Source organism: Roseococcus pinisoli, assembly GCF_018413645.1.
In the GTDB taxonomy this organism is placed as follows: domain Bacteria; phylum Pseudomonadota; class Alphaproteobacteria; order Acetobacterales; family Acetobacteraceae; genus Roseococcus; species Roseococcus pinisoli.
Map to the genome: position 1 here is coordinate 1,233,143 of NZ_JAHCDA010000001.1, position 26,380 is coordinate 1,259,522.

At 71.6% G+C, this 26,380-nt stretch carries 21 protein-coding genes; 12 read left to right on the top strand and 9 right to left on the bottom strand.

Features of this window, described 5'->3' with window-relative positions; translation table 11 throughout:
- The first annotated feature begins 54 nt into the window (after window positions 1-54).
- From KHU32_RS05990 to KHU32_RS06020, 7 genes are all read left to right on the top strand, one after another.
- Complete coding sequence (locus KHU32_RS05990; RefSeq protein ID WP_213669091.1) at window positions 55-975, top strand: lysophospholipid acyltransferase family protein; 921 nt, start codon at window positions 55-57, stop codon at window positions 973-975.
- 166 nt (window positions 976-1,141) lie between these two features.
- The gene (gene miaB / locus KHU32_RS05995) at window positions 1,142-2,548 is read left to right on the top strand and encodes a tRNA (N6-isopentenyl adenosine(37)-C2)-methylthiotransferase MiaB (RefSeq protein ID WP_213669092.1); all 1,407 of its coding nucleotides are present in this window, start codon (window positions 1,142-1,144) and stop codon (window positions 2,546-2,548) included.
- Between the two features lie 71 nt (window positions 2,549-2,619).
- On the top strand, window positions 2,620-3,624 hold the full coding sequence (locus tag KHU32_RS06000; RefSeq protein WP_249680828.1) for a PhoH family protein: 1,005 nt from the start codon (window positions 2,620-2,622) through the stop codon (window positions 3,622-3,624).
- 79 nt (window positions 3,625-3,703) lie between these two features.
- Window positions 3,704-4,114, top strand: a complete 411-nt coding sequence (gene ybeY / locus KHU32_RS06005; RefSeq protein ID WP_314075473.1) for an rRNA maturation RNase YbeY — start codon at window positions 3,704-3,706, stop codon at window positions 4,112-4,114.
- Window positions 4,115-4,143: 29 nt separating this feature from the next.
- Window positions 4,144-5,004 (top strand): hemolysin family protein, encoded by an 861-nt coding sequence (locus tag KHU32_RS06010; RefSeq protein ID WP_314075475.1) that lies wholly within the window; start codon window positions 4,144-4,146, stop codon window positions 5,002-5,004.
- 60 nt (window positions 5,005-5,064) lie between these two features.
- Window positions 5,065-6,606 carry an apolipoprotein N-acyltransferase gene (gene lnt / locus KHU32_RS06015; protein WP_213669096.1) on the top strand — a complete coding sequence of 514 codons (1,542 nt, stop codon included), beginning with the start codon at window positions 5,065-5,067 and terminating at the stop codon, window positions 6,604-6,606.
- Between the two features lie 212 nt (window positions 6,607-6,818).
- Window positions 6,819-7,268, top strand: a complete 450-nt coding sequence (locus KHU32_RS06020) for a helix-turn-helix domain-containing protein (protein WP_213669097.1) — start codon at window positions 6,819-6,821, stop codon at window positions 7,266-7,268.
- A gap of 7 nt (window positions 7,269-7,275) precedes the next feature.
- On the opposite strand, the gene KHU32_RS06025 is transcribed toward KHU32_RS06020, so the two are convergent.
- Entirely contained in the window at window positions 7,276-7,932 is a 657-nt protein-coding gene (locus KHU32_RS06025) for a response regulator transcription factor (protein WP_347265509.1), read from the bottom strand.
- A 203-nt stretch (window positions 7,933-8,135) separates the two neighbouring features.
- On the opposite strand from KHU32_RS06025, the gene KHU32_RS06030 reads away from it, so the two are divergent.
- Entirely contained in the window at window positions 8,136-9,296 is a 1,161-nt protein-coding gene (locus KHU32_RS06030; RefSeq protein WP_213669099.1) for a GTP cyclohydrolase II, read from the top strand.
- A 73-nt stretch (window positions 9,297-9,369) separates the two neighbouring features.
- Here KHU32_RS06030 and KHU32_RS06035 read toward each other — a convergent pair whose 3' ends face one another.
- From KHU32_RS06035 to KHU32_RS06045, 3 genes are read right to left on the bottom strand one after another with little or no spacing between them, the layout of a single operon-like run.
- Entirely contained in the window at window positions 9,370-9,861 is a 492-nt protein-coding gene (locus KHU32_RS06035; RefSeq protein ID WP_213669100.1) for a universal stress protein, read from the bottom strand.
- A complete protein-coding gene (locus KHU32_RS06040; RefSeq protein WP_213669101.1) occupies window positions 9,861-10,622 on the bottom strand; it encodes a TIGR02186 family protein in 762 nt (253 codons plus the stop codon). The genes KHU32_RS06035 and KHU32_RS06040 overlap by 1 nt, the downstream gene beginning before the upstream one ends.
- Entirely contained in the window at window positions 10,619-11,530 is a 912-nt protein-coding gene (locus KHU32_RS06045; protein WP_213669102.1) for a sulfite exporter TauE/SafE family protein, read from the bottom strand. The genes KHU32_RS06040 and KHU32_RS06045 overlap by 4 nt, the downstream gene beginning before the upstream one ends.
- A gap of 154 nt (window positions 11,531-11,684) precedes the next feature.
- On the opposite strand from KHU32_RS06045, the gene KHU32_RS06050 reads away from it, so the two are divergent.
- Window positions 11,685-13,193 (top strand): bifunctional metallophosphatase/5'-nucleotidase, encoded by a 1,509-nt coding sequence (locus KHU32_RS06050; protein ID WP_213669103.1) that lies wholly within the window; start codon window positions 11,685-11,687, stop codon window positions 13,191-13,193.
- A gap of 39 nt (window positions 13,194-13,232) precedes the next feature.
- Here KHU32_RS06050 and trpS read toward each other — a convergent pair whose 3' ends face one another.
- Together trpS and KHU32_RS06060 are read right to left on the bottom strand one after the other, a co-directional pair.
- Window positions 13,233-14,234 carry a tryptophan--tRNA ligase gene (gene trpS, locus KHU32_RS06055; protein ID WP_213669104.1) on the bottom strand — a complete coding sequence of 334 codons (1,002 nt, stop codon included), beginning with the start codon at window positions 14,232-14,234 and terminating at the stop codon, window positions 13,233-13,235.
- Window positions 14,235-14,289: 55 nt separating this feature from the next.
- A complete protein-coding gene (locus tag KHU32_RS06060) occupies window positions 14,290-15,885 on the bottom strand; it encodes an ABC transporter substrate-binding protein (RefSeq protein WP_213669105.1) in 1,596 nt (531 codons plus the stop codon).
- Between the two features lie 116 nt (window positions 15,886-16,001).
- On the opposite strand from KHU32_RS06060, the gene KHU32_RS06065 reads away from it, so the two are divergent.
- The 3 genes from KHU32_RS06065 to KHU32_RS06075 all read left to right on the top strand — a co-directional run bounded on the left by KHU32_RS06065 (window position 16,002) and on the right by KHU32_RS06075 (window position 19,481).
- The gene (locus KHU32_RS06065) at window positions 16,002-17,045 is read left to right on the top strand and encodes an ABC transporter ATP-binding protein (RefSeq protein WP_283771011.1); all 1,044 of its coding nucleotides are present in this window, start codon (window positions 16,002-16,004) and stop codon (window positions 17,043-17,045) included.
- Window positions 17,042-17,947 (top strand): ABC transporter ATP-binding protein, encoded by a 906-nt coding sequence (locus KHU32_RS06070; protein ID WP_213669107.1) that lies wholly within the window; start codon window positions 17,042-17,044, stop codon window positions 17,945-17,947. Before KHU32_RS06065 ends, KHU32_RS06070 begins: the two co-directional genes overlap by 4 nt.
- Window positions 17,948-18,020: 73 nt before the next feature.
- On the top strand, window positions 18,021-19,481 hold the full coding sequence (locus KHU32_RS06075; RefSeq protein WP_213669108.1) for an N-acyl-D-amino-acid deacylase family protein: 1,461 nt from the start codon (window positions 18,021-18,023) through the stop codon (window positions 19,479-19,481).
- Between the two features lie 43 nt (window positions 19,482-19,524).
- Here the strand turns inward: KHU32_RS06075 and murJ are convergent, their stop codons facing one another.
- Genes murJ through mutS form a run of 3 tightly spaced genes read right to left on the bottom strand, consistent with a single transcriptional unit; the run spans window position 19,525 to window position 26,372 of the window.
- Complete coding sequence (gene murJ, locus KHU32_RS06080; RefSeq protein ID WP_213669109.1) at window positions 19,525-21,054, bottom strand: murein biosynthesis integral membrane protein MurJ; 1,530 nt, start codon at window positions 21,052-21,054, stop codon at window positions 19,525-19,527.
- 7 nt (window positions 21,055-21,061) lie between these two features.
- Window positions 21,062-23,821, bottom strand: coding sequence for a [protein-PII] uridylyltransferase (locus KHU32_RS06085; protein ID WP_213669110.1), 2,760 nt, complete (start codon window positions 23,819-23,821; stop codon window positions 21,062-21,064).
- A gap of 10 nt (window positions 23,822-23,831) precedes the next feature.
- Window positions 23,832-26,372 (bottom strand): DNA mismatch repair protein MutS, encoded by a 2,541-nt coding sequence (gene mutS / locus KHU32_RS06090; RefSeq protein WP_213669111.1) that lies wholly within the window; start codon window positions 26,370-26,372, stop codon window positions 23,832-23,834.
- Window positions 26,373-26,380: the final 8 nt, after the last annotated feature.

Sequence of the window (26,380 nt, forward strand, 5' to 3'; positions counted from 1 at the left end):
AGGATTCGTCATGCCGTCATTGCCCTGTTGCGGAACCGGCGATAGCCAAGCTTCATGAGCCAAGACGCCGCCGCCGCCCCCTCGATCGCGACCGGCAAGCCGGAGCGGCGCCGCCCCCAGAGGGCGAAGCCCATCCGTTTCCGCCCGCGGCTTCCCGGCCAGGCCTGGAACGACGTGCTGGGCGACAGGCCGCTGGGCGGCCGGCTCCGCGCCGCGCGGCGCCTGCTGACGGTGCTGCTCTTCACGCTCTTCTGCATTCCCATCCAGGCGGTGCTGCTGCAGTTCCGCGGCGCCGCGAAGAACCGCTTCGCCCGCTTCTACTTCCGCACCATGTGCCGGCTGATCGGCCTCAAGCTTCGCGTGGTGGGCACGCCCGCCAACAAGCCCCGAACGCTCTACGTCTCGAACCACACCTCCTGGCTGGACATCCTGGTGCTGGGCGCGACGGTCGACGCCCGCTTCGTCTCCAAGGCCGAAGTGGCGACATGGCCCGTCATCGGCTGGGTGGCGCGGCTCGGCCGCTCCGTCTTCGTGAGCCGCAGCCGGGGCCGGACCGGGACCGAAGCGCAGGAGCTGCGGGTGCGGCTGGAGGAGGGCGACAGCCTCGTCCTCTTCCCCGAGGGCACGACCAGCGACGGTGCCCGCGTGCTGCCCTTCCGCTCCTCCTTCTTCTCGGTGGCCGGCGCCGCGGCGCAGATCCAGCCGGTCACGGTGGTCTATGACCGGCTCGGCGGCCTGCCGATCGGCCGGCGCGACCGGCCGCTCTTCGCCTGGTACGGCGACATGGAGACGGCCAGCCACGCCTGGCGGCTGCTGCGCCGGACCGGCACGCGCGCCAGCGTGGTGCTGGGCGAGAGCATCAATCCCGAGGCGATGCCGGACCGGAAGGCGCTGGCGGCCCGCATCGGCCATTCGGTCACGGCAACCGCCGCGGCGCTGCGCCAGAACCGGGACGTGCTGCCCCGTGCGGCCTGAGCGGGGCCTTCTTATCCCTTGACCGACGCGGTGCCCCTCTGAGACCGTTTCGCCATGGGATGGCAGCCCGCCTTACCGGAACGGGGTCGCTCTTCTTGACCACGCGGCCCAGTGTCCGCATCTCCCCCCTCTGGACCGTCCTTGCGACGGACAGCGAGGGAATTTCATGACCGACACGACCCCCCGGCTGCCCCTGGCCTCGTCCACCGGCGCCAAGAAGCGGCTTTTCCTGCGCAGCTGGGGTTGCCAGATGAATGTCTATGACAGCGGCCGCATGGCGGACGTCCTGGCGCCGCTCGGCTATGCGCCGGTGGATGCGCCCGAGGGCGCGGACATGGTCATCCTCAACACCTGCCATATCCGCGAGAAGGCGACGGAGAAGCTCTTCTCCGAGCTCGGCCGCCTGCGCCTCCTGAAGGAGGAGCGCGAGGCCGGGGGCGGGGAGATGGTGCTGGCGGTCGCCGGCTGCGTCGCCCAGGCCGAGGGGGCGGAGATCGTCGCCCGCGCGCCCTATGTGGACATCGTCCTCGGGCCGCAGAGCTACCACAAGCTGCCGGAGATGGTCGCCCGCGCCGGCCGGGCCGCCGGCGCCGTGATCGAGACCGAGTTCCCCGTCGAGGAGAAGTTCGATCACCTGCCGGACGCCGCGGCCCCGCAGGGCGTCACCGCCTTCCTCACCATCCAGGAGGGCTGCGACAAGTTCTGCTCCTTCTGCGTCGTCCCCTACACGCGCGGCTCCGAATACAGCCGCCCGGCCGCCGCCGTGCTGGCCGAGGCGCGGCGCATGGTGGCCCAGGGCACGCGCGAGCTCTCGCTGCTCGGGCAGAACGTGAACGCCTATCACGGCGAGGGGCCGGACGGCAGCGAATGGGGTCTGGCGCGGCTGCTCTACGCCCTGGCCGAGATCCCGGGCCTCGACCGGCTGCGCTACACGACCTCCCATCCGCGGGACATGGACGAGGCGCTGATCGCCGCCCATCGCGATATCCCCGCCGTCATGCCCTTCCTGCACCTGCCCGTGCAGTCGGGGTCCGACCGCGTGCTGGAGGCGATGAATCGCGGCCATACGGCCGAGCATTACCTCCGCCTCGTCGACCGGCTGCGCGAGGCCCGGCCGGACCTTGCCCTGTCCACCGACATCATCGCCGGCCATCCCGGCGAGAAGGAGGAGGACCACGAGGCGACCATGGCGCTGATCCGCCGCGTGGGCTTCGCCTCGGCCTTCTCCTTCAAGTATTCGGTCCGCCCGGGCACGCCGGCGGCCGGCGCGCCCTTCCGCGTGGACGAGGCGACCAAGGACCGCCGCCTGCAGGAGGTCCAGGCCCTGCTGCGGGACCAGCAGGCCGAGTTCAACGCCTCCAAGGCGGGCCAGACCGTGCCCATCCTCTTCACCGGCCTGGGCCGTCGCCCCGGCCAGCTTTCGGGGCGCACGCCCTGGCTGCAACCCGTCCATGCCATGGGGGATTCATCCCTCGTGGGGCGTATCGCGCCGGTGCGCATCCTCGCCGGACACCCCTACTCCCTTCACGGGGAGATCGAGCCCGAAACCCAACAGGAGAAGAACGCCGCTTGAGCAACGCCCTCGCCCTCCGCGGCCGCTCCGGCCCCCCGGGCCCGCCCCCTTCCGAGCCTCGCAGCGTCACGCTGCAATTCGAGGACAACGCGCTGCTGCCGCTGCTTTACGGCGAGCACGACCGCCATCTGGCGCGGATCGAGCAGCGATGCGGCGTGCGATTGGCAAGCCGCGGCAACCGTCTCACGATCAGCGGCACGGGCGAGCGGACCGAGATGGCGGAGCAGGTCCTGCGCGGGCTGTGGCGGCAGCTCGAGCGCGGGCAGTCGCTTTCCGCCTCGGAGGTCGAGGCCGCGATCCGCATGGCCGAGGGCGAGGCCGAGCAGGATCCGCGCCTCCCGCTGCAGGACATCCCGCAGATCCGCACGCGGCGCGGCGCCATCGCCGCCCGCACGCCGGCGCAGTCCGCCTACATGGAATCGCTGGCGCGCCACGAGATGGTTTTCGGCGTCGGCCCCGCCGGCACGGGCAAGACCTACCTGGCCGTGGCGCAGGGCGTGGCCCTGCTCCAGGCCGGGCGGGTGGACCGCATCGTGCTCTCGCGCCCCGCCGTCGAGGCGGGCGAGCGGCTGGGCTTCCTGCCGGGCGACATGAAGGAGAAGGTCGACCCCTATCTCCGCCCGCTCTACGACGCGCTGCACGACATGCTGCCGGCCGAGCAGGTGGCGCGCCGGCTGGCCGCCGGCGAGATCGAGATCGCGCCGCTGGCCTTCATGCGCGGCCGGACCCTGGCGCATTGCTTCGCCATCCTGGACGAGGCCCAGAACACCACCGCCGCCCAGATGAAGATGTTCCTGACCCGCATGGGTGAGGGGACGCGGATGGCCATCACGGGCGATCCGAGCCAGGTGGACCTGCCCCCCGGCCAGAAGTCGGGGCTGGTAGAAGCTATTTCCATCTTGCGTGACGTCCCTGGAATTGGTTTCACCCATTTCGACGAGCGCGATGTGGTAAGGCATCCGCTGGTGGGCCGGATCGTGACGGCCTATGGACGTGCGGAGAGCGGTCGTTCCTCCAGGCCCCCTCAGGGGGCGGGACGCGCCGCTGGGAAGGAGTTAGATGTCGCCGGGAAGTAGTCTGCCCGACAGTGGTTTTGCCGCTGCCGGGCTTTCGGATGTCGAAATTGTCTTCGCGGCGCCCGGCTGGAGGGGCGCCGTGCCCCGTGCCGAGGCGCTCGCGCGCCGCGCCGTCGAGGCCGCCCTGGCGGACCAGCGCGCCTCCGGCCACCTCACCCTCCTCCTGACCGACGACGCCGAGATCCGCCGCCTGAACGGCGGCTTCCGCGGTAAGGAGAAGGCGACTAACGTCCTGTCCTTCCCCGCCCCCTATGGCAGCCTCACCCTCGGTGACCTGGCGCTGTCGCTCGGCGTGGTGAAGCGCGAGGCGGCGTCCGAGGGGCGCAGCGTTTCGGCGCATTACGCGCATCTCATCGTGCACGGCGTGCTGCACCTGCTGGGCCACGACCATCTCGTCGCCGGCGAGGCGGTGGTGATGGAGCGCGCCGAGGCCCGCATCCTGCGCCGGCTGGGCCTGCCCAACCCCTGGCGGACCAGGTGGGCCGCCTGATGCCTTCCGACCATCCTCACAGAACGGACGTGATCCGCCGTCTCCGCGGCCTTTTCGGCAAGCGCGAGGAAAGCCTGCGCGATCGCGTCGAGGAGCTCATCGACGCGCCGGACGAACTGGCGCCCGACGCCCGTACGGATGCCCGCACCCTGGGCCCGCATGAGCGCGCCCTGCTGGGCAATGTGCTCAAGCTGCGCGGCGCCACCGCCTATGACGTCATGGTGCCGCGCGCCGACATCGTCGCCCTGCCGGACGACCTGACGCTGGAGCAGGCGCTGGCCTCGGTCCAGCGCGAGGGCCACAGCCGCTACCCGGTGTTCCGGCTGCAGCTCGACGACGTGGTGGGGATGGTCCACATCAAGGACATCTTCGCCGCCGTCGGCCGCCAGGCGCCCTTCAACCTGCGCGCCATCCTGCGCAAGCCGCTGCTGGTCGTGCCCAGCGTCCCCGTGCTCGACCTGCTGCTGCGCATGCGTGAGGCGCGGATCCACATGGCCCTGGTGGTGGACGAATATGGCGGCATCGACGGCCTCGTCACCATCGAGGACCTCGTCGAGACCATCGTGGGCGATATCGCCGATGAGCATGACGAGATCGTCGCCCCCCAGATCGTCGAGCGCGCCGAGGGCGTGCTGGAAGTCGATGCCCGCACCGAGATCGAGACCTTCGAGGAGAAGATGGGCCCCCTCCTCACCGAGGAGGAACGCGGCGCCGACATCGACACGGTGGGCGGGCTGGTCCTGCACCTGGCCGGCCGCGTGCCGGCGCGGGGCGAGATCTTCACCCACAGCTCGGGGCTGGAGTTCCGCGTGCTGGACGCCGATGCGCGCCGCATCCGGCGCCTGCGCGTGCGCCGCCCCGCGGCCGACGGGGCGCAGGCGGCGGAATAGGGCGTGATCGAAGGGGGTGGCCCCGTGCCGCCTCCCGCCGATCCGGGCTATAGGCGAGGCATGGCATCGCCCCTCGCCCGCCTCGCCGCCCGGCCCCGGCTCACCGCCTTCCTGCTGGGGCTGGTCTCCGTGCTGGCGCTGCCGCCGGTCCATGCGGTGCCGGTCCTGCTCCTCACCATCCCGGGCTTTCTCGCCCTCCTCGGCCGGGCCACGACCTGGCGGCAGGCAGCGTGGCTGGGCTTCTGGTTCGGCTTCGGGCAGCACGTCGCCGGCGTCTATTGGGTCACCCATGCGATCCTGACCGACGTCGCGGCCTATTTCTGGCTGGTGCCGCTGGCCGCGCCCGGCCTGGCCCTGCCCCTGGCGATCTACACGGTGCTTCCCGCCGTCGTGGCCTGGCGGCTTGCGCCGGGATGGCCGCGCCTGCTGGGCTTCGCGGGCGCCTGGGTGGTGGCGGAGCTCCTGCGCGGCTGGCTCTTCACCGGCTTCTCCTGGAACCTCCTGGGCACGGTCTGGGCCTTCCGGACGGAGCCGCTGCAGCTCGCCAGCCTGATCGGCGTGCATGGCCTTTCCTTCCTGACCGTCCTGCTGGCCGGGCTGCCGGTGCTGCGCCGCCGCGGGGCCGCGCTGGCCGGCCTCGCCGTGCTGGTCCTCTGGATGGGCTTCGGCGTCTGGCGCCTGCGCGATAACCCGCCCGCCGAGACGCCGGTGCGCGTGGTGCTGGTGCAGGGCAATGTGGCGCAGGAGGTGAAGTGGGACGCCTCGCAGCGCATGCCCATCTTCCGGCGCTATATCGGGCTTTCGGCGGAAGGCGCCCGTGCCGCCACGGCCGCGCATCCGGGCCAGCCGGTGCTGGTGATCTGGCCGGAGACCGCGAGCCCCTTCCTGCTGGCCCAGGACCCCGAGGCACGGCGCCTCGCCGCTGAGGCCCTGCCGCCGGGCGGCATGCTGCTGGCCGGCACCGTGCGGGCGGAATGGAACCAGGAGGGGCAGCTCTCGCGCCTCTACAACAGCCTCGTCGCGGTCGATCCCGCCGGCGAGCTGGTGGGCGTCTTCGACAAGGCGCACCTCGTCCCCTTCGGCGAATACATGCCGCTCGGCGGGCTGCTGCCGATCCGCATGGTGACGGGCGGCGTCGATTTCTCGGCGGGTCCTGGCCCGGGCGTGCTGGCCCTGCCGGGCGGTTTGCCGGCGCCCGGCCCGCTGATCTGCTACGAGGTCATCTTTCCCGCTGCGGTTGTGGGGGCGGAGCGGCCGGGCTGGCTTCTCAACGTGACCAACGATGCGTGGTTCGGCTGGTCGGCCGGGCCCTACCAGCATCTGGCGGCCGCGCGGCTGCGCGCGGTCGAGGAGGGGCTGCCCATGGTCCGCGCCGCGCAGACCGGCGTCTCCGCCGTCTTCGATGCTTCCGGGCGCGAGGTGACGCGGCTGGGCCTCGGCGGGGTTGGCACCATCGAGGCGGCGCTTCCGGCCGCTCTGCCGGCGACGCCCTTCGCGAAGCTCGGCCTGTGGATTCCGGGCGGCCTGGCGGCGTTGTCGCTCCTGCTGGCCGTCCTGTTCGGGGGCCTCCGGCCGGCCAGCCGGAATGAAGATGAGCTGTAGTCTATTTATTTATTGAGAATTAGGAAAAATATTGACGCTTCAAAGGTGTGGCGCTATGCGCTCGTCACGCTCGGGGATGCCCCGTGGGGCAGCCCCGGCGCGTTGGGCCTGTCACGCATAAAAAATGCAACCCGACGCACCCCGTGAGCGTACCAATCATGAGAATGACCTGAGCGCTGGTCAGGTACAGGGTGTCAGGCATGAGAGAAGCGATGGCGATCGGTGGAAGCGGAGAGCGGGCGGAGAAGGAGCATCGTCCGAGCCCGATCGACGTGCATGTCGGTTCGCGTATCCGCCTGAGGCGCACGCTGCTCGGCATGAGCCAGGAGCGCCTGGGCGAGGCGCTCGGGCTGACCTTTCAGCAGATCCAGAAATACGAGCGCGGCGTGAACCGGGTCGGCGCCTCGCGCCTCTTCGACCTGTCGCGCGTGCTCGACGTGCCGATCAGCTTCTTCTTCGACGACATGCCCGGCACGGTCGGCGGCAGCCAGGGCTTCGCGCGCCGCGTCGCGGGCTTCGCCGAGGCGCAGGACGGCTTCCAGGACGACACGCTCCAGCGCCGCGAAACGCTTGAGCTGGTGCGGGCCTATTACCGCATTTCCGACCCCGCCGTGCGCAAGCGCGTCTTCGACCTCATCAAGGCCATGACGCCGCCCGAATAGGCCGCGCTCAGGCGCCCAGGCGGTAGCCGCCCTCTTCCGTCAGCAGCAGCTTGGCCGCTTGCGGCTCCGGCTCGATCTTCCGCCTGAGCCGGTAGATATGCGTCTCCAGCGTGTGCGTGGTCACCGCGCTGGAATAGCCCCAGACCTCGCCCAGCAGCTCCGCCCGCGTCACCGCCCGCCCGCCCGTGCGGTGCAGGTAGAGGAGGATGGCCGCCTCCTTCTCGGTCAGGCGGATCCGCCGTCCGGCCGGGGTCAGCATCAGCTTCGCCGCCGGATGAAAGGCATAGTCGCCGAGCGGGATGGCCGCTTCCGGCGAGGCCTCGAAGGTCGCGAGCAGGGCGTGCAGCCGCGCCACGAGGTCCGGCAGCCGGATGGGGCGTGAGACGCGGCCGCTGATGCCCGGCGGCAGGACCTCAGGCCTATCTTCGTCGGTCGCCTGGCCCAGCAGCAGCACGGGCCGCCCGCCGCCCGCCTCGCGCAGCATCGGCCCCCAGGCCGACGGGCCCTGCGGCACAGCGGCGTCGAGCAGCGTGGCGTCGATGCGTCCGCCCATCTCCGTGAGGCGCGCGCGACCCTCCTCGGGCGGGGCGACCTCGGCGGTGAAATCCGTCCCCTGGGCGAGCTGCTGCGGCAGCAGGACCGCCAGCGCGGGGTCGACGGTCACGAGAAGTAGTTTTCGGCCAGGCATGCGGGCCCATCGGTTACAGGCAGGTCACCGGCATAGCATCCGCCTTGCCGCGGGGGAAAGGATCGACGCAAACGGGGCAGGTGTGCGGTAGCGAGAAACTTTGCCGACACCCCCCTGCGCGGCGGCATCCGATCGCCACATTTGGCTCTTATGCATAAGTTCCTCAGGATCATCGACGGATGAAAAGAAACGCCATTCAGGCCTCGGCGAACCAGCTTTCCGTGCCCAGTGTCGCCGAGACCCTGGCGTTGCGCGCCGTGCACCGGGCCATCTCGGATCTGCGCCGGGGCACGCCCGTGCTGCTGCGCGGCGAGGGCCAGGCCCTGGCCATCGCTGCGGCGGAGACGGTGAGTGCCGCTGCGTTGGCCGAGATCGTTGGGCTTTCCGCGACGGCGCCCGTCCTGTTGATGGCGCCGGTGCGTGCCGCCGCCGTGCTGCAGCGCCCCGTGCCCCTGAGCGCGCCGGATGAAGGCGTGGCCGCCCTGCGCCTGCCCGCCGGCCTGACCTCACCTGAATCCCTGCGCCGCCTCGCCGATCCGACCGAGGAGCTCCTGCTGGGGCCGGATGGCGGCGGCATGGAGCGCGCTGCTCTCCCGCCGCTCGCTACCGCCGCGCTGGCCTTGGCGAAGCTCGGCCGGCTGCTGCCCGCCCTCGTCGCCGCGCCGGTCCCCGATCGCGACGCGCCGGGCCTCCTGAGCGTTTCGGCCGCCGATATCCTCGCCTATCCGGAATCCGCCGCGACCACGCTGCGCGCCGTGGGCGAGGCCCGCGTGCCGCTCGAGGACGCGCCCGAGACCCGGATCATCGCCTTCCGCGCGGCGGATGGCGGCATCGAGCACCTTGCCATGCTGGTCGGCGATCCGGCCGGCGTCCTGGCCGGGGGCGGCGCGCCGCTCGCGCGCCTGCATTCCGAATGCTTCACCGGCGACCTGCTGGGCTCGCTGCGCTGCGACTGCGGCCCGCAGCTCCGCGGCGCGCTGCGGCGCATGGCGGAGGAGGGGGCGGGCGTGCTGCTCTACCTCGCGCAGGAAGGGCGGGGCATCGGCCTCGTGAACAAGCTGCGGGCCTATGCGCTGCAGGATGAAGGGCTGGACACGCTCGATGCCAATCGCGCCCTCGGCTACGGCGCGGATGAGCGCAACTTCCTGGTGGCGGGCACGATGCTGCAGCTGCTGGGCATCCCGCGCATCCGCCTCCTGACCAACAATCCCGACAAGCTCGCCGCGCTCTCGGCCTGCGGCATCGAGATCGCGAGCCGCGAGCAGCACGCCTTCGCCGGCAACGGCGTGAACGACCGCTACCTGGCGACGAAGGCGGAACGCTTCGGGCATCTGTTCTAGGGTATTGTTTTTCTGGCACCTTTACCCGACCGGATGCCTCCATCTGGTCGGGTAATGCTCGCGGCCGGGCCGGTCAGGTCACCCGGTCGAGCTCGGCCTCGGTCATCGAGCCGGGGACCACCGTCATCGGCACGGTCATCTTGCCGCCGAGCCGGCCCGTCAGCGCCTGGATCAGCGGGCCGGGGCCCTTGCTGTCCGTCGCGGCCGCCAGCACCAGGATCGAGATGCGGGGGTCTTCGGCCAGGAGGGCCAGGAGCTGGTCCGCCGTATTGCCCTCGCGAGTGATGAGCACCGGCAGCCCACCGGTGATGGCCTGCACCTGCGCCGCGAGGCCGGCCAGCAGCCCCTCGGCCTCCTCGAGCCGCTCCTGCGCCATCATGGCGCCGATGCCGGCCCATTCGGCCTGCTCCACCGGCTCCACCACGCGCAGCAGGGCCACGCGCCCGCCCGACTTGGCGGCGCGCAGCGCGGCATAGCGCAAGGCCACCGCCCGTTCCGGGCTGTCGTCCACCACCACGAGAAAGACGCGATCGCGCCGCGCGCGTTCAGCCGTCGTTTCGCTCATCAACCCCTCCGGAAGACCACGCTGCCCGCCCAGCCGGCAAAGGCGGCCGCCAGGATGCAGAGGAGAGCGTAGATCACCGGCTGGCCGCGCGCGACCTTCTCGATTTCGGCGGCCGATCCGGTCCTTTCCACAACGAAGCCGAGCTGCTCCGTCGCCACGACCCGCCGTGCCCGGACGAGCATGACCTCCACATTGTAGGTGCCCGGCTGCACGGTGGAGGGCAGGTGCAGGCGGAAGTTGAAGAGCCGCGACCCCGCGATCTCGATCGGCGAGGGGTCTTCCTGCCAGAGGTTGGAGTTGCGCTTGAGCTCCACCAGGGCGCGGCGGAAGCCGGGCGCCCGGGCGCCGGTGAATTCGAGCGGGATCGAATCGATGCCGATGCCGCGCTGATGCCGCGCTTCCTCGGGCAGGAGCTGCCAGGGCGGGCGCGTGCCGGCGATGGCATAGAAGCTCGGCACCGCCGCGAATCGGGCCGAGGGGCCATTGAGCCAGAGGCCGATCACCCGGACCTTCCGCCGCACGACGAAGGGGGCCGAGGGGCCGCGCGCCATGACCACCACCTCGTCACCACCCGGGCCCAGCGGCTGCTCCGTGCTGCCGAAGACGAGGATGCTCTCGCCCACGAAGGCGGTGGTGATGGCCACGCGCTCGGTCGAGAGGCGGGCAACGAGCTCCGAGGTCTGGGCCGCGGCCGGCCGGCAGAAACCGCCGGCGAGCAGCGCCAGCATCGCCGCCAGCAGCCACCCGCGGCGCGCGCTCAAAACGCCGGCCCCACGCTGAAGAGCGCGGCCGGGACGCGTAGCAGGTCCCAGAGCAGGGAGGCCGCGACGGCCAGCACCAGCGCGCCCAGCAGCGCGCGCGTCTCCTCGCCGCGCAGCTTGCCGCCCATCGCGGCACCGAACTGCGCCCCCGCCACGCCGCCCAGCAGCAGCAGCAGCGTCAGCACGATATCGACGCCGCCGACCTGGATGGCCTGGAGGAAGGTCACCGAGGCCGTGACGCAGACGACCTGGAAGAGCGAGGTGCCGATCACGACCGCCGTCGGCATGCCGAGGATGTAGATCATCGCCGGCACCAGCATGAAGCCGCCGCCCACGCCCATCACGGCCGAGAGCACGCCGATCAGGAAGCCCACCGCGAGCGGCGGGATGACGGAGATGTAAAGCCGGCTCTTGCGGAAGCGGACCTTGAAGGGGAGCCCGTGCGCCCAGCTGTGGTTGTGCAGGCGGTGCGCCGCGCCGTGGCGGCGCCGGCGGAAGATGGCACGCACGCTCTCCATCACCATCAGCGCGCCGACCGAGCCGAGCACGACGACGTAGAAGATCGCGACCGCGGCATCCACCTGGCCGAGGCGCCGCAGCATCGCGAAGAGCTGCACGCCGGCGACGCTGCCGAACAAGCCGCCGGCGACCAGCACGCCGCCCATCTGCCAGTCGACATTGCCGCGCCGCGCCTGCGCCAGCAGGCCCGAGACCGAGGCGCCCAGCGTCTGGTTGGCGCCCGAGGCGACCGCGACGGTGGAGGGAATGCCGAGCAGGATGAGCAGCGGCGTCAGGAGGAATCCGCCGCCCACGCCGAAAAGTCCCGACAACCAGCCCACGCCGAAGCCGACGCCCACCAGAAGAAGGGCGTCCACACTCATCTCGGCAATGGGCAGATAGATCTGCAAAACGGCAACCAAGCGAAGGACCGGGCCACCCTTGGCCTTTAAAAATGGCAGCGCAAGGGCAGGTCCGTACCTATCGCGGATCACCTTGGGTGACGGTATCTTTCGCCCCCTGGCTGTGGCCAGATGGGCACAAGGGGAGCACAACCCAACCGCCATGCTCAGCCGTCGATCGCTCACCGCGCTGCTCGCCGCCCCGGCCCTGCGCGCTTCCGCCCAGCCCGCGAACCGCGTCTCGCTGATCCATCTGAACGACTTCCATTCGCGCCATCAGCCCATCGCCGCGACCTCGGCCGTGTGCCGGCCGGGGGAGGCCTGCTTCGGCGGTTCCGCCCGCATCGCCACCGCCGTGGCCGAGGCGCGGGAGGCCGCGCGGGCGGAGGGGCGCGCGCCCCTGCTGCTGGATGCCGGCGACACCTTCCTGGGCAGCCTCTTCTTCACGCAGCACGAGGGCCTGGCCGAGGCCGCGGTGCAGAAGGAGTGGGGCGTGCAGGCCTTCACCCTCGGCAACCACGAATTCGACCTCGGCCCCGAGAAGCTGGCGAAGTACCTGGCGGCGGTGCCCTTCCCGGTGCTCTGCGCCAATCTCGACGCGACCCAGGAGCCGGCCCTGGCGGGCAAGCTGGCGCCGACCCTGGCCTTCCGGCGCGAGAACCTTCGCGTGGTGGTCGTCGGCCTCACCACGCCCGAGACGCCGACCCTCTCGCGGCCCGGGCCTAATCTGCGCTTCACCGATCCGCTGGAGGCCGCGAACCGCGCCGTCTGGGAGGCGCGGCGGCAGGGTCCCGCCGTGGTCGTGGCGCTCTCGCATCTCGGGGTCAGCGCCGATCGCCGCCTGGCGGCCGAGGTCGCGGGCGTCGACGTCATCCTGGGCGGGCATTCGCACACGCTGGTGGCGCCGCCGATCGTCGTGGACGGGCAGGACCGGCCGGTCCTCATCACCCAGGCGCAGGCCTTCGGCCGCTACCTGGACCGTTTCGACCTGGACCTGGCGGCCGATGGGCGGATCGCGGCCCATGAGCAGCACATGCGCGAGCTGACGGCGGAGATCGCCGAAGATCCGGGCGTGGCCGCCGTCGTCGCCCGCTTCGCCGAGCCGCTGGAGGCGCTGCGGCGCCGCGTCGTCGGCCGCACGCGCGAGGCGATGGACAATGCCGGCTGCTACCTCGGCCCCTGCGCCCTGGGCGGGATGGTGGCCGAGGCGATGCGCCAGGCCGTGGAGGCCGAGATCGGCTGGCAGAACGGCGGCGGGCTGCGCGCCGGCCTGCCGGAGGGCGAGGTCTCCGTCGGCGACCTGCTGACCACGCTGCCCTTCGGCAATACCGTGGCCCGGCTGCGGCTGCGCGGCGCGACGATCAAGGCGGCACTGGAGAACGGTGTGGCGCGGCTGCCGCAGGCCTCGGGCCGCTTCCCGCAGCTGGCCGGCCTGCGCTTCGCGGTGGAGGCGACCCGCCCCACCGGCGAGCGCATCGCGACGGCCGAGGTGCGGGAGGCCGACGGAAGCTGGCGCCCCCTCGATCCGGAGCGCGCCTATCTGGTGGCGACGAATGATTTCCTGCGCCGCGGTGGCGACGGCTACGTGATGTTCACGGAAGCGGCGCTGGAGGCGCGGGACGACGGGCCGCTGGTGAGCGACGTGGTGGAGAAGGCGCTCGGCGGCGGCTGAAGGCCCGGAAGGGTCGTCCCCTCCCGGGCTTTCGCGGCGTCACGCCCGGGGCAGGAAGCCCACGATGCGCTTGGCCTCGGTGACGATGGGGCGGGCGATGGCCTCGGCCTTCTCGGCCCCCTTGCGCAGCTCGGCGTCGAGCGACGGCAGGTCCGACAGGTAGCGCAGCATCTCGCTGCGGATCGGTCCGAGATGGGCGATCAGCGCGTCGGCCAGGATGTCCTTGAAGGCGCCGAAGCCCTTGCCGCCATGCTCGCGCAGCACGGCATCCGGCGTGGTGCCCGTGACCGCGGCGAGGATGCCGACGAGGTTGCGGACCTCGGGACGGCCCTCGAAGCCGAGCACGTTGTCGGGCAGCGGCTCGGGATCGGTCTTGGCGCGCTTGATCTTGTTGCGGATGGCGTCGGAATCGTCGTTGAGGTTGATGCGCGACTGGTCGGAGGGGTCCGACTTGCTCATCTTCTTCGAACCGTCGCGCAGCGACATGACGCGCGCGGCGACACCCAGGATATGCGGCTCGATCCGGGGGAAGAACTCCACGCCGTAGTCGTGGTTGAACTTCTGGGCGATGTCGTTGGCGAGCTCGAGGTGCTGCTTCTGGTCGTCGCCCACGGGCACCGAGGTCGCCTTGTAGACCAGGATGTCGGCCGCCATGAGGTTCGGATAGACGTAGAGGCCGGAGCTCGCGGCCTCGCGGTCCTTGCCGGCCTTGTCCTTGAACTGCGTCATGCGGTTCAGCCAGCCGAGGCGCGCCACGCAGTTGAAGATCCAGGCGAGCTCGGCATGGGCCGGCACGTGGCTCTGCACGAAGAGGGTGCATTTCGCGAGGTCGAGGCCGCAGGCCAGCAGGGTGGCCGCCATCTCGCGCGTCTGCGCCAGGAGCTGCTGGGGCTCCTGGAAGACGGTGATGGCGTGCATGTCCACCACGCAGAAGAGGCACTCGTGCTCGTCCTGCATCGGCACCCAGTTCCGGATGGCGCCGAGATAGTTGCCCAGGGTGGGCACGCCGGAGGGCTGGATGCCGGAGAACACGCGTTGCATGGCCAAGACCTATTCGATGTCGTGGCCCAGTGGTTCGCGCTCCCCGGCGCCGAGGTCAAGCCCGGCGGACGCCCGTGAAGGTCGAGAGGCCGACCGGGATGTCCACCAGGTTCCGCTGATGGGCGATGATCCGGAAGTATTCGCCGAGCGGCAGATAGGGCACGTCCTGGAAGAACTGCGTCTGGAGCTGCCGCGCCACGGCCTGCTGCGCCGGCTGGTCGGGCGCGTCCATCCAGTCCCGCCGCAGCTGCTCCAGCGGCTCGCTCGTCGGCCAGCCGAACCAGGCGCGGCTGCCATTGGCGCGCAGGCCGAGATTGGCGACGGGGTTGAGCAGGCCGGCCGCGCTGAAGCCCGTGATGAACACGCTCCAGCCGCCCCGCTCCACCGGCTCGCGCGAGCCGCGGCGCTGCACGATGGTGCCCCAGTCGGCCGAAAAGGCCTCGGCGTTCATGCCGGCGCGCTGGAACATGTCCACCGCGACATCCGCCATCGACTTCAGGAAGGCGAGGTCCATGGGCTGCAGCACCACGATCTTCTCGCCGTTGTAGCCCGCGGCGGCGAGGTCGCGCTTGACCTTGTCCATGTCGCGCGGGCCGCGCAGCACCTCGAGGCCGGCGTCGCTGGCCATGGGCGTATTCGGGAGGAAGAGGCCCACATCGGTGCGCCAGAGGCTGCTATCGGCGCTGAAGGCCGCCGTCATGAAGGCCGACTGGTCCAGCGCGCCCAGCATGGCGCGGCGGATCGCCGGGTTGTTGAAGGGGGCGTGCAGGTGGTTGAAGCGCAGCACGCTGATGCTGCTGTCGTCCGTCACCTTCACGACCGCGTTGCGGGCGCGGCGCAGCACCGGCAGCAGGTCGTTCGGCGCGTATTCCAGCCAGTCCACCTCGCCCTGCTGGAGGGCGGCCGCCGCCGTCGCGGGGTCGGGCAGGATGTGCCACTCGACGCGGTCCATATGCGCGATCTTGGGCCCGGCCGAGCGGCTGGCCACGCCGTCCGGGCGGGGCACGTAGCCGTCGAACTTGCGGTAGACGACGCGCGAGCCGGAGACGCGCTCCTCCGGGACGAAGCGGAAGGGACCGCTGCCCACCATCTCGGCCACGGCACGCGAGGGGTCGGTCTCGGCCAGACGCTCCGGCATGATGGCAGGCATGGCCGCCGTCACCTTGCCCAGCGCCTCGGCCAGCATGGGGAAGGGCCGCTTGAAGCGGAAGCGGAGGGTGCGGTCGGTCGGCGCGGTCAGCTCGTCGAGGACGGAGAGCATCTCCTGGCCGAACATGTCCCGCGCGCCCCAGCGGCGGATGCTCGCCACGCAGTCGCGCCCGCGCACCGGCTCGCCGTCGTGGAAGCGCAGGCCCTCGCGCAGGGTGATGGTCCAGGTCCGCCCGTCATCCTCGATGACGTGGCCGGCGGCCATCTGCGGATGCACGTTGTAGTCGGCGTCCAGGCCATAAAGGGTGTCGAAGACCATGAAGCCGTGCGCCAGCGTCACGGTGGCCGTGTTGAAGACGGGGTCGAGCACGGTCAGGTCGGCCTGGGGCACGAAGCGCAGGGTGCGCGACGCCGCGCCCTGGGCGCCCACCAGGCGCGGCGCCGCCACCGTGCCCGCGCCGATCGCGCCGGCGGTTGCCATGAAGTTGCGGCGACTGTGCATCGTCAAATCCTGCTGAACGGGTGCCGGAAGGTTTCTTCGGCCGGCAGGCCTGTCAATGGTTGCGGCGCGGCGAGGCTTTGATGATAATGCGAGTCATTCGCATATTGGAGAAGAGAATGGCGCCGCTGCTCCAGGTCAGGGACCTCACCGTCCGCTTCGACACGATGGACGGCGTCGTTCATGCCGTGAGCGGCGTCAGCTACGACCTCGCGGCCGGCGAGACCCTCGCCGTGGTCGGCGAGAGCGGCAGCGGCAAGAGCGTGCATGTGCTCGCCATGATGGGCCTGATCCCCAAGCCGCCCGGCCGCATCGCCGGCGGCCAGGCGCTCTTCGAGGGGCGGGACCTGCTCACCCTGCCCGAGAAGGAGATGCGCGCGCTGCGCGGCGGCAAGATCGGCATGATCTTCCAGGATCCGATGAGCTCCCTGAACCCCGTGCTCACCGTCGGCTTCCAGATCGTGGAGAGCCTGCGCAAGCATATCGGCCTCTCGAAGTCGGCGGCCTGGAAGCGCGCGGCCGAGCTGCTGGATCTCGTCGGCATCGCCGAGCCGCACCGCCGCGTGAAGCAGTACCCGCACCAGTTCTCGGGCGGCATGCGCCAGCGCGCGATGATCGCTATCGGCATCGCCTGCGAGCCCAAGCTGCTCATCGCCGACGAGCCGACCACCGCGCTCGACGTCACGGTGCAGGCGCAGATCCTCGACCTCGTGCGCAAGCTGCGGAAGCAGCTCGGCATGGCGGTGATCTGGATCACCCACGACATGGGCGTCGTCGCCGGCATCGCCGACAATGTGCAGGTCATGTATGGCGGCCGAATCCAGGAGCGCGGGCCCGTGCGCGCCGTCTTCCGGGACACGCGCAGCGCCTATACCTGGGGCCTGCTGCAATCCCTGCCGGACCATGACGCGCCGGCGGCGGCCGGCGTCGCGGGGGCGCATCGGCTGGTGCAGATCCCCGGCTATCCGCCGGATATGTTACGGCCGCCGCTCGGCGATCCCTTCGCGCCTCGCAACCGCTACGCCACCGAGCGCTGCCTGACCGAGGTGCCGCCGCTGGTCCAGGCGGAGGGCGCCGCCCCCGGCCATCTCGTCGCCGCCTGGTACGACCTGCGCCAGGTCCGCGCCACCCAGGGCGCCGCCCTCCACGGAGCCACCGCATGATCGCCGCCGACCGCCCGGTGCTGAAGGTGGAGGGCCTCGCGCGCCACTTCGTCACCAAGGATTTCTTCGGCCGCGAGGTGCATCGGGTGCGCGCGGTGGACGGCGTCTCCTTCTCGGTCGCGCCCGGCGAGACGCTGGGCCTGGTCGGCGAGAGCGGCTCTGGCAAGAGCACCACGGGCCGGCTGATCCTGCGCCTGGACGACCCCACCGCGGGGCAGGTCCATTTCGAGGGGCAGGAGATCACGGGCCTGGGCAAGGGGCAGCTCAAGGCCATGCGCCGCCGCATGCAGGTGGTGTTCCAGGACCCCTATTCCTCGCTCAACCCGCGCATGCGGGTGGGCGAGGCGGTGGCGGAGCCCCTGCGCGCGCACCGTCTCTTCAAGACCGCCGCGGAGCGGCGCGAAAGGGTGGCGCAGCTGTTCCAGCGCGTCGGCCTCGACCCGCGCTTCGCCGAACGCCTCCCGCACCAGTTCTCCGGCGGCCAGCGCCAGCGCGTCGGCATCGCGCGCGCCATCGCGGTGGAGCCCAAGCTGATCGTGGCGGACGAGCCCATCACCGCGCTCGACGTCTCGATCCAGGCGCAGATCGTGAACCTGTTCATGGACCTGCAGCAGGAGATGGGCGTGGCCTATCTCTTCATCGCGCATGACCTGGCGATGGTGCGCTTCCTCTGCCACCGCGTGGCGGTGATGCTGCGCGGCCGGATCGTGGAGATGGCGTCGACCGAGCAGCTCTTCGCCGATGCGCGGCATCCTTATACGCAGGCCCTGATCTCGGCCATGCCGATCCCTGATCCCGATCGCGAGCTGGCGCGCCAGCGCATCTTCTACGAGGCGGTGACGCCGCCGCAGGAGGCGCAGCTGCAGGAGGTCTCCCCGGGGCACTGGGTCCTGTCCTCCTAACCGGGCGGGCAGGGGATGGCGGGTGATGCGGGGGCGGCGCATCATCCGCCGCTTTCATCCGGAGAAACCGCCCATGGCCCTGCGCTGCGACCTCATCATTCGCGATGCCACCCTGATTGACGGGACCGGCGCCCCGCGCCGTCGCGGCGACATCGGCGTGAAGGGCGACCGCATCGCGGCCATCGGCGACCTCTCGGCCCTCAGCGCGGATCGCGAGGTGATGGCTGAGGGCCGGGTCGTGGCGCCGGGCTTCATCGACGCCCACACGCATGACGACCAGGCCGTGCTCTGCGGTCCCGCCTGCATGCTCTGCAAGACCTCGCAGGGCGTCACCACGGTCGTCGTCGGCAATTGCGGCATCAGCCTCTCGCCGGTGACCATGACCGAGCGGCCGCCCGCGCCGCTCGATGCCGTGGGCACACAGGAATGGTGGCGCTTCGGCAGCTTCGGCGCCTATGCCGAGCGCCTGCGGGTCGAGCCCTCCTCGGTCAACACGCTCGCCCTCATCGGCCATATGTCGCTGCGCGTCGGCGCGATGGGCCGCGAGCTCGACCGTCCGGCGACGGACAAGGAGGCCGAGCGCATGCGCAAGCAGCTGGCCGAGGCGCTGGGCGAGGGCGCGGCGGGCCTCTCCACCGGCCTCTTCTACCCGCCCAGCAAGCACGCGCCGACGGACGAGGTCATCGCCGTGGCCGAGGCGCTGCGCGAGACGGGTGGCCTCTACGTTACCCATATGCGCGACGAGGCCGATGGCGTGCTCGACAGCATCGAGGAGACGCTGAAGATCGGCGCCGCCGTGGGCGCGCCGGTGGTGATCAGCCATCACAAATGCGCCCAGCCGGAGAATCACGGGCGCTCCGTGCAGACCCTGCCGCTGATCGAGCAGCACGCGGCGAAGTATCCGGTGGCCTTCGACGTCTATCCCTACGCCGCGGCCTCGACCTCGCTCGCCGCACGCAAGCCGCGGCCGGACGTGCCGGTCACCATCGCCAATTCGGTGCCGCATCCGGAGATGGCCGGCCGCGCGCTGAAGGACATCGCCGAGGAATGGGGCGTGAGCCTGCAGGAAGCGGCGGACCGGCTGATCCCGGCCGGCGCCGTCTTCCACAACATGTCCGAGGAGGATGTGCGCCGGATCATGGCCCATCGCCTCTCGATGATCGGCAGCGACGGCGGGCCGCTGGCCAAGCATCCGCATCCGCGCCTCTGGGGCACCTTCCCGCGCGTGCTGGGCCATTACAGCCGGGAGCTCGGCCTCTTCGACCTCGAGACCGCCGTGCACAAGATGACGGGCCGCACCGCGAAGGTCTTCGGCATCGCCGATCGCGGCACGCTGACCGAGGGCGCCTATGCGGATCTCGTGATGTTCGACGCCGCCACGGTGAAGGACCGCGCGACCTTCGCCGAGCCGCGCCAGGCCGCCGATGGCATCGTCGAGACCTGGGTGAACGGGCAGTCCGTCTACACCCACGCGAAGGGCGCGAGCGACACGTCGGCCGGCCGGCTGCTGCAGCGGGTGCCCACCGCGGCGTGAGCCAAGGGCGCGGAGGGCAGGCCGGAGCCTTCCCTCCCGCGCCTCAGCGGCGCATGGAGCGGCGCAGTTCCCTGACGTTCATGCCGCCCGAGAGCTGCGCGACGGCGAAGTAGCAGGCCGCGCCCACCGCGCAGATCACCGCGAGCAGCCCGATCCCCGCGAGGCCGGCTCCCGGGTCCAGCAGGTGCTTCAGCGCCATGAGCACCGCGCCCATCACCAGGGCGGCGCCCAGCAGCCGGGGCACGGCGCGGCGCAGGCGATGATCCCAGACGAGCTGGCCGCGCCGCGCCAGCAGCCAGGCCAGCAGGCCCGCATTGGCCCAGGCCGCGAGGCCGGTCGCCAGCGCGACGCCCACATGCTGGAGCGGGCCCATCAGCGCGAGGTTCAGCCCGAGGTTCAGCGCCACGCAGCCGATGCCGACCTTCACCGGCGTCGCGGTGTCGCCGCGCGCGAAGAAGCCCGGCACGAAGATCTTCACCAGCACGAAGGCGGGAAGGCCGAAGGCGTAGGCGACGAGCGCCTGCGAGGTGAGCCGCGCCTCCTCCGCCCCGAAGGCGCCGCGCTGGAACAGCGCCTGGAGGATGGGCAGCGCCAGCACGGCGAGCGCCACCGCCGCCGGCACCGCCAGCGCCACCGAGATCTCGATGGCGCGGTTGATGCTGCGATGGGCCGAGAGCGGCTGGCCCGCATGGATCTGCTTGGCCAGCAGCGGCAGCAGGGCGGTCGCCACCGCCGCGCCGATCACGCCCAGCGGCAGCTGCGCCACGCGGTCCGCGTAATAGAGGAAGGAGACGGAGCCCGCCGGCAGGAAGGAGGCGATGATGACATCGATGGCCAGGTTGAGCTGCGTCACCCCCGCGCCGACCAGGCCGGGGCCCATGCGCCGCAGCACCAGCCGCACCTCGGGCGAGAGCTTCGGCGGCCGGAGGATGTTCAGCGCCATGCCGGCTCGCGCGCAGGCCCACATCACCAGAGCGAGCTGCACGGCGCCCGAGATCGTGACACCCCAGGCCAGCGCATGCGCGGGCGTCGCCACGAAGGGCGCGAGCGCGAAGAGCGCGATCATGGAGAGCAGGTTGAAGAAGATCGGCGCCGCCGCGGCTGCCGCGAACTTGCCGAGGGCGTTCAGCACGCCGCTCACCAGCGCCGTCAGGCAGATCAGCAGCAGATAGGGGAAGGTGATCCGCGTCAGCTCAATGGCCAGGGCGAATTTCGCAGGGTCGTCGCGAAAGCCCGGCGCCAGCACCTGCATGAGCTGCGGCATGAAGACGAGGCCGAGGCCGGTGAGGATGGCCAGCCACAGCGTCAGCAGCATCGCCATGCGCTCGGCCAGCGCCCGGGCCGCGGCCGGCCCGCGCTGCGTCAGCGCCTGGGCGAAGGCCGGGACGAAGGCCGCGTTGAAGGCACCCTCGCCGAAGAGGCGGCGGAACAGGTTGGGCAGCTTGAGGGCGACGAAGAAGGCATCGGCCATGGGGCCCGCGCCGAGCTTCGAGGCTATGAGCATGTCGCGCAGGAAGCCGAGCACGCGGCTCGCCATCGTCCAGGCGCCCACGGTGGCGATCGAACGAAGCATGAAGCGGTCAGTCCGGCCCCGCCGCCTCGCGGTACGGCGCCAGGGCCCCACCGGGGAGGGGCGGCGGCGTGAGCGCTTCGAGCAGGGCGGCGCGCAGCGGCGCCAGCTTGCGCTCGTTCTCCACCTTCAGGCCGAAGACGTCCTTCACGTAGAACACGTCCACGGCGCGCACGCCGTAGGTGGTGATATGCGCCGAGGCGATCTGCAGCCCCTGCTCGCTGATGGCGGCCGTCACGTCGTGCAGCAGGCCCGGCCGGTCCCGCCCGTTCACCTCGACGACGGTGTGGGTATTGGACGCGAAGTTATCCACCACCACGCGCGGCGGGACGGTGACGGCGGCGAGCCGCGCGGGCTCGCGCCGGACGTTCTGGATCTCGGCCGTGATCTTGAGCCGGCCGGACAGCGCCTGCTCGATCAGCACGGAGAGGCGCGCCAGGCGATGCGGCGCGTCGAAGGCCCCGCCCTCGTTGTCCTGCACCCAGAAGGTGTCGAGCGCCATGCCGTTGGTGAGCGTGTGGATGCGCGCATCCACGATGGAGGCCCCGGCCACGGCCAGCGCGCCGGAAATGCGGCTGAACAGGCCCGGATGGTCGCTGCAATAGACGGTGACCTCGGTCACCGCGCGATCGGCCAGCACGCGGGTCCGGACGGTCAGCGGCGCCTTATCGGCCTCGGCCTCGCGGATGATGCTGGCGTGGCGCGCATGGGTCTCGGAATCGAAGGAGAGCCAGTAGCCGGGATAGCCCAGGCCCAGGAACATCTCCGCCTCGGCCTTGGTGAAGGCCGGCAGCATGGCCGCCGCCGCCTCCTTGGCGCGGGCCACGCGGACGTCGCGCTCGGGCACGGTCATGCCGCCGGCGAGCACCTCGGAGACCCGCCAGTAGACCTCGCGCAGCAGGGTGGCCTTCCAGGCGTTCCAGACGCGCGGGCCCACGGCGCGCATGTCAGCGACCGTCAGCACCAGCAGCAGGCGGAGCCGCTCGGGCGACTGCACCTGGTCGGCGATGTCGAGGATGGTCTTGGGGTCCTCGATGTCGCGCTTGAAGGCGGTCTGCGAGACGAGGAGGTGATGCAGGATGAGCCAGGAGACGGTTTCGGTCTCCTCCGCGCTCATGCCCAGGCGCGGGCAGATTTCCTGAGCGAGACGGGCGCCGAGCTCGCTGTGGTCGCCGCCGCGGCCCTTGGCGACGTCATGCAGCAGGGCCGCGACGTAGAGCGCCCGGCGCGATTGCAGCTGGCCCATCAACTCGGTGGCGACGGGCGCGATCTCGTTCAGCTCGCCGCGGTCGATCTGCTGCAGCACGTCGATGGCCTCGATCGTGTGCTCGTCCACCGTGAAGACGTGATAGGTGTCGAACTGCATCAGGCCGACGATGCGCGCCCATTCGGGGATGAAGCGCCCGAGGAAGCCGGTCTCGTTCAGCAGGCGCAGCCACTTGGCGCCGTCCTTGCCCGTCAGCAGGTCGATGAAGAGCTTGCTCGCCTCCGGGTCGCCGCGCAGGCGGTCGGCCTGCCGGGAGTGGCGGATCAGCGCGCGGATGGCGAGGGGATGGATCTCGAGGTTGCGGTCGCGCGCGGCCTTCACGATGCGCAGCATCAGCACCGGCTCGCGGGAGAAGTCGCGGTCGGGCGGGGCGGCGACCAGCTTGCCGTCGGCGAAGGCGAGGCCGAGGGCCGCGATCCCGTCGTCGCCGCCCTTGCGCGTCGCGGGCGGGCCCAGTGCGGCGCGCTCGATGGCCGGCTCCAGCACGCGGGACAGGCGCACGACCTCCCGCGCGGTGAGGAAGAGGTGCTTCATCAGCCGCTCGGCGCCGTCCTGCGCGCCGTGGCGGGTGTAGCCCATGCGGGCGGCGATGACGGGCTGGAGGTCGAAGGTGAGACGTTCCTCGGCGCGGCCGGTCACGTAGTGAAGGTGGAAGCGCAGCGTCCAGAGGAAGTCCCAGGCGCGGGCGATGCCGCGCACCTCACCCTCGGTCAGCAGGCCGCCGCCGGGGCTATCGGGGCCGATCAGATCGTGCATGCGGCGGACGCCGAAGGCGTAGCGCGCCAGCCAGTACAGGGTCTGGAGGTCGCGCAGGCCGCCGCGGCCTTCCTTTACATGCGGTTCGACCAGGAAGGGGCTCTGGCCATAGCGGGAATGGCGCAGGGCGCGCTCGCTGCGCTTGGCGGCGAGGAAGGGCGCGAGGCCCTGGGCGCGCAGCGCCGTGAAGGCCTCGAGGAAGGCGTCGAAGAGCGTTTCCTCGCCCGACAGCAGGCGCGCATCGACCAGGGCGGTGAGGATCGTGGCGTCCTTCAGCCCTTCGGTGATGCACTCCTTCACGCCGCGCGTGGCGTGGCCGACCTTCAGGCCAAGGTCCCACAGCAGGTAGAGCATGAATTCGATCATGCGCCGGGTGCGGGGGCCGGCCTCGCGCTCGGTGAGGAAGAGCAGGTCGATGTCGGAATGCGGGGCCAGGACGCCGCGGCCGTAGCCGCCGGTCGCGACCAGGGCGAAGTCGATCAGCTTGGCCCCGGGTGCCGGCGGCACCATGGCCGCCGCGTAATCCTGGATGGCGTGGAGGATGCCGTCCATGTGCTGGCTGAGCTGCCGCGCGGCGCCCAGGCCATGGATCTCCTGGCTCTCGAAGGAGCGTTGGACCTGGGCCTGGAACCGCCCGAGCTCACGGCGCAGCAATCCGAGGGCGACGTCGCGCGCGATCGGCGCGCCGCCGGGAAGCAGCGTGTCCTGCAAGCTCAACTCGGCCCGAGCGGCCGTCGCCATCCTCATGTCAGTCAGCCTACAGAGCTTCCGGTTCGGCCGCGAGGGCCTTGAGGTGGTAAAGCGCATCCTGCGCTTCTCGGGGGGAGAGACGGTCGGGATCCATTCTCTCCAAAGCTTCCAACACTGGGTTGGCCGGGGCCGGGGCGGCAGGCCGGGCGAAGAGCGGCATCTCGGCGGTCAGCGGGTCTGCCGCCTCGCGCGCGCGTTCCTCGAGCGAGGCCAGCACGGCGGCGGCGCGCTTCAGGACCGGGGTGGGCACGCCGGCCAGCTTGGCCACATGCACGCCCCAGCTCTTCTCGGCCGCGCCGGCGGCGACGCTGTGCTGGAAGACCACCTCGCCCCGCCATTCGCGCACCTGCATGGCGGCCAGGCGCATCTCCGGCAGCCGGTCGGCCATCGCGGTGAGCTCGTGGAAATGCGTGGCGAAGAGGGTGCGGCAACGGATCCGGTCGTGCAACGATTCCAGCACCGCGGTCGCGATGGCCAGGCCGTCCCAGGTCGCGGTGCCGCGGCCCACCTCGTCCAGCACCACGAGGCTGCGGGGGCCCGCGAGGTTGAGGATGGCGGCGGTCTCCGTCATCTCGACCATGAAGGTGGAGCGCCCGCCGGCGAGGTCGTCGGCGGCGCCGACGCGGCTGAAGAGGCGGTCCACCAGGCCGATGCGCGCCGCCGTCGCCGGCAGGAACAGCCCGGCCTGGGCCAGGATCACCATCAGCGCGTTCTGCCGCAGCCAGGTCGACTTGCCGGCCATGTTGGGGCCGGTGAGCAGGCAGAGGCGCCGGCCGGGCGAAAGATCGCAGTCATTGGGCACGAAGCCCGGCCCCTTGGCCTTGCGCAGGGCGGCCTCCACCACCGGGTGGCGGCCGGCCTCGATGGCGAAGTCCGGGCGCTCGGTGAGATGGGGGCGGCACCAGGCGCCCTCGGTCGCGAGCTCGGCCGAGGCGGCGAGCACGTCGATGGCGGCAAGTTCGCGCGCCGCCTCGGCGATGGGCTCGGCCTCGGTCAGTATCATCTTGCGCAGATGGGCGATGACCAGGCGCTCGCGCTTCGCCGCCTGCTCGCCGGATTCGGAGAGGCGGCGGTCGAGGTTCGCCAGCGCCGCGCAGGTGAAGCGATGCGCATTGGCCATGCTCTGGCGATGGATGGGGGCGAGGTCGCCCACGGCCATGGCGGGCGCGCCGCGCAGCAGCTTCTCGCCGGCGGCGGCGGGTACCTCCGCGAGGTAGCCGAGCTGCTGGTGGTGGCGGATCTTCAGCGCGGCGACGCCCCAGGCCTGGGCGAGGTCGACCTGCATGGCCGCGATGGCGCCCCGCGCGTCGTCGCGCAGGCGGCGCAGGGCATCGAGCTCGCCATCATAGCCGACGGCGACGACATGGCCGTCATCCAGCCGCGCGGGCAGCTCGGCGGCCAGGGCGCGGGCCAGTTCGGCGGCGATGGCGGGCGCGGCGGAGAGGGGGGCGATCGCCCCGGCCAGCAGGGCGGGCTCCGCCCCGGCCAGCGCCACCGCCAGCGCCGAGGCGCGCTGCAGCCCGTCGCGGATGGCGCCGAGGTCGCGGGGCGAGAAGCGCTCCAGGCTGATGCGGGCGAGGGCGCGGGCCATGTCCGGCGCGCCCTTGAGCGCGGCGCGCAGCGCGGCCCGGCGCGGCGTATCGGCATGCAGCGATGCCACGGCCGCGTGCCGCGCGCCGATCGCGGCAAGGTCGTCGAGCGGCGAGGCGAGGCGCGCCGCCAGTTCGCGGGCGCCGGGGCCGGTCAGGGTGCGGTCCACGGCGGCCAGCAGCGAGGCGCCGCGCGGCCCCTCCAGGATATCGAGGCTGCGCCGCGTGGCGGCATCCAGCAGCAGGACGCCCCGGGCGCCCTCGGCCACCGGCGGCGAGAGGCGGGGCAGGGCGCCGTTATTCACCGCGCGCACATATTCGACAGCCATGGCCGCCGCCGCGACCTCGGCCTCGGCGAAGGTTCCGAAGCCGTCCAGCGAGGCGACGCCCAGCGCGCCGGCCAGCCGGGAGGCGGCGTCGCGCGGGGGCAGGGAGGGCACGGCGTCCTCGATGCCGAGCGCCTCTTCCGCCAGGATCTCGGCCGGGGCCAGGCGCGCGATGAGCGCGGCCGGCTCGGCGCCCGACTGGGTGAAGAAGAGGCCGGTGGAGACGTCGATCCAGGCGGCGCCGCCCCGCACCAGAGCCAGCAGCCAGGCCGGGCGCGCGGCGTCGAGCAGCGCTTCCTCGGTGGCGGTTCCCGGCGTCACGATGCGAACGATCTCGCGGCGTAACGTCGGCGCGCGGCGGGCCTTGGCCTCCTCCGGCGTCTCCAGCTGTTCGCAGATGGCCACGCGGAAGCCGCGCCGGATCAGCCGGGCGAGGTAGGCCTCGTGGCTGTGGGCGGGCACGCCGCACATGCGGATGGGGCGGCCCTGATGCTCGCCGCGATGGGTGAGGGCGAGGCCGAGCGCCTCGCTCGCGGCCTCGGCGTCGTCATGGAACAGCTCGAAGAAATCGCCCATGCGAAAGAAGACGAGCGCCGATCCGGCCGCGGCTTTCGCCGCGAACCATTGCGCCATTGCCGGGG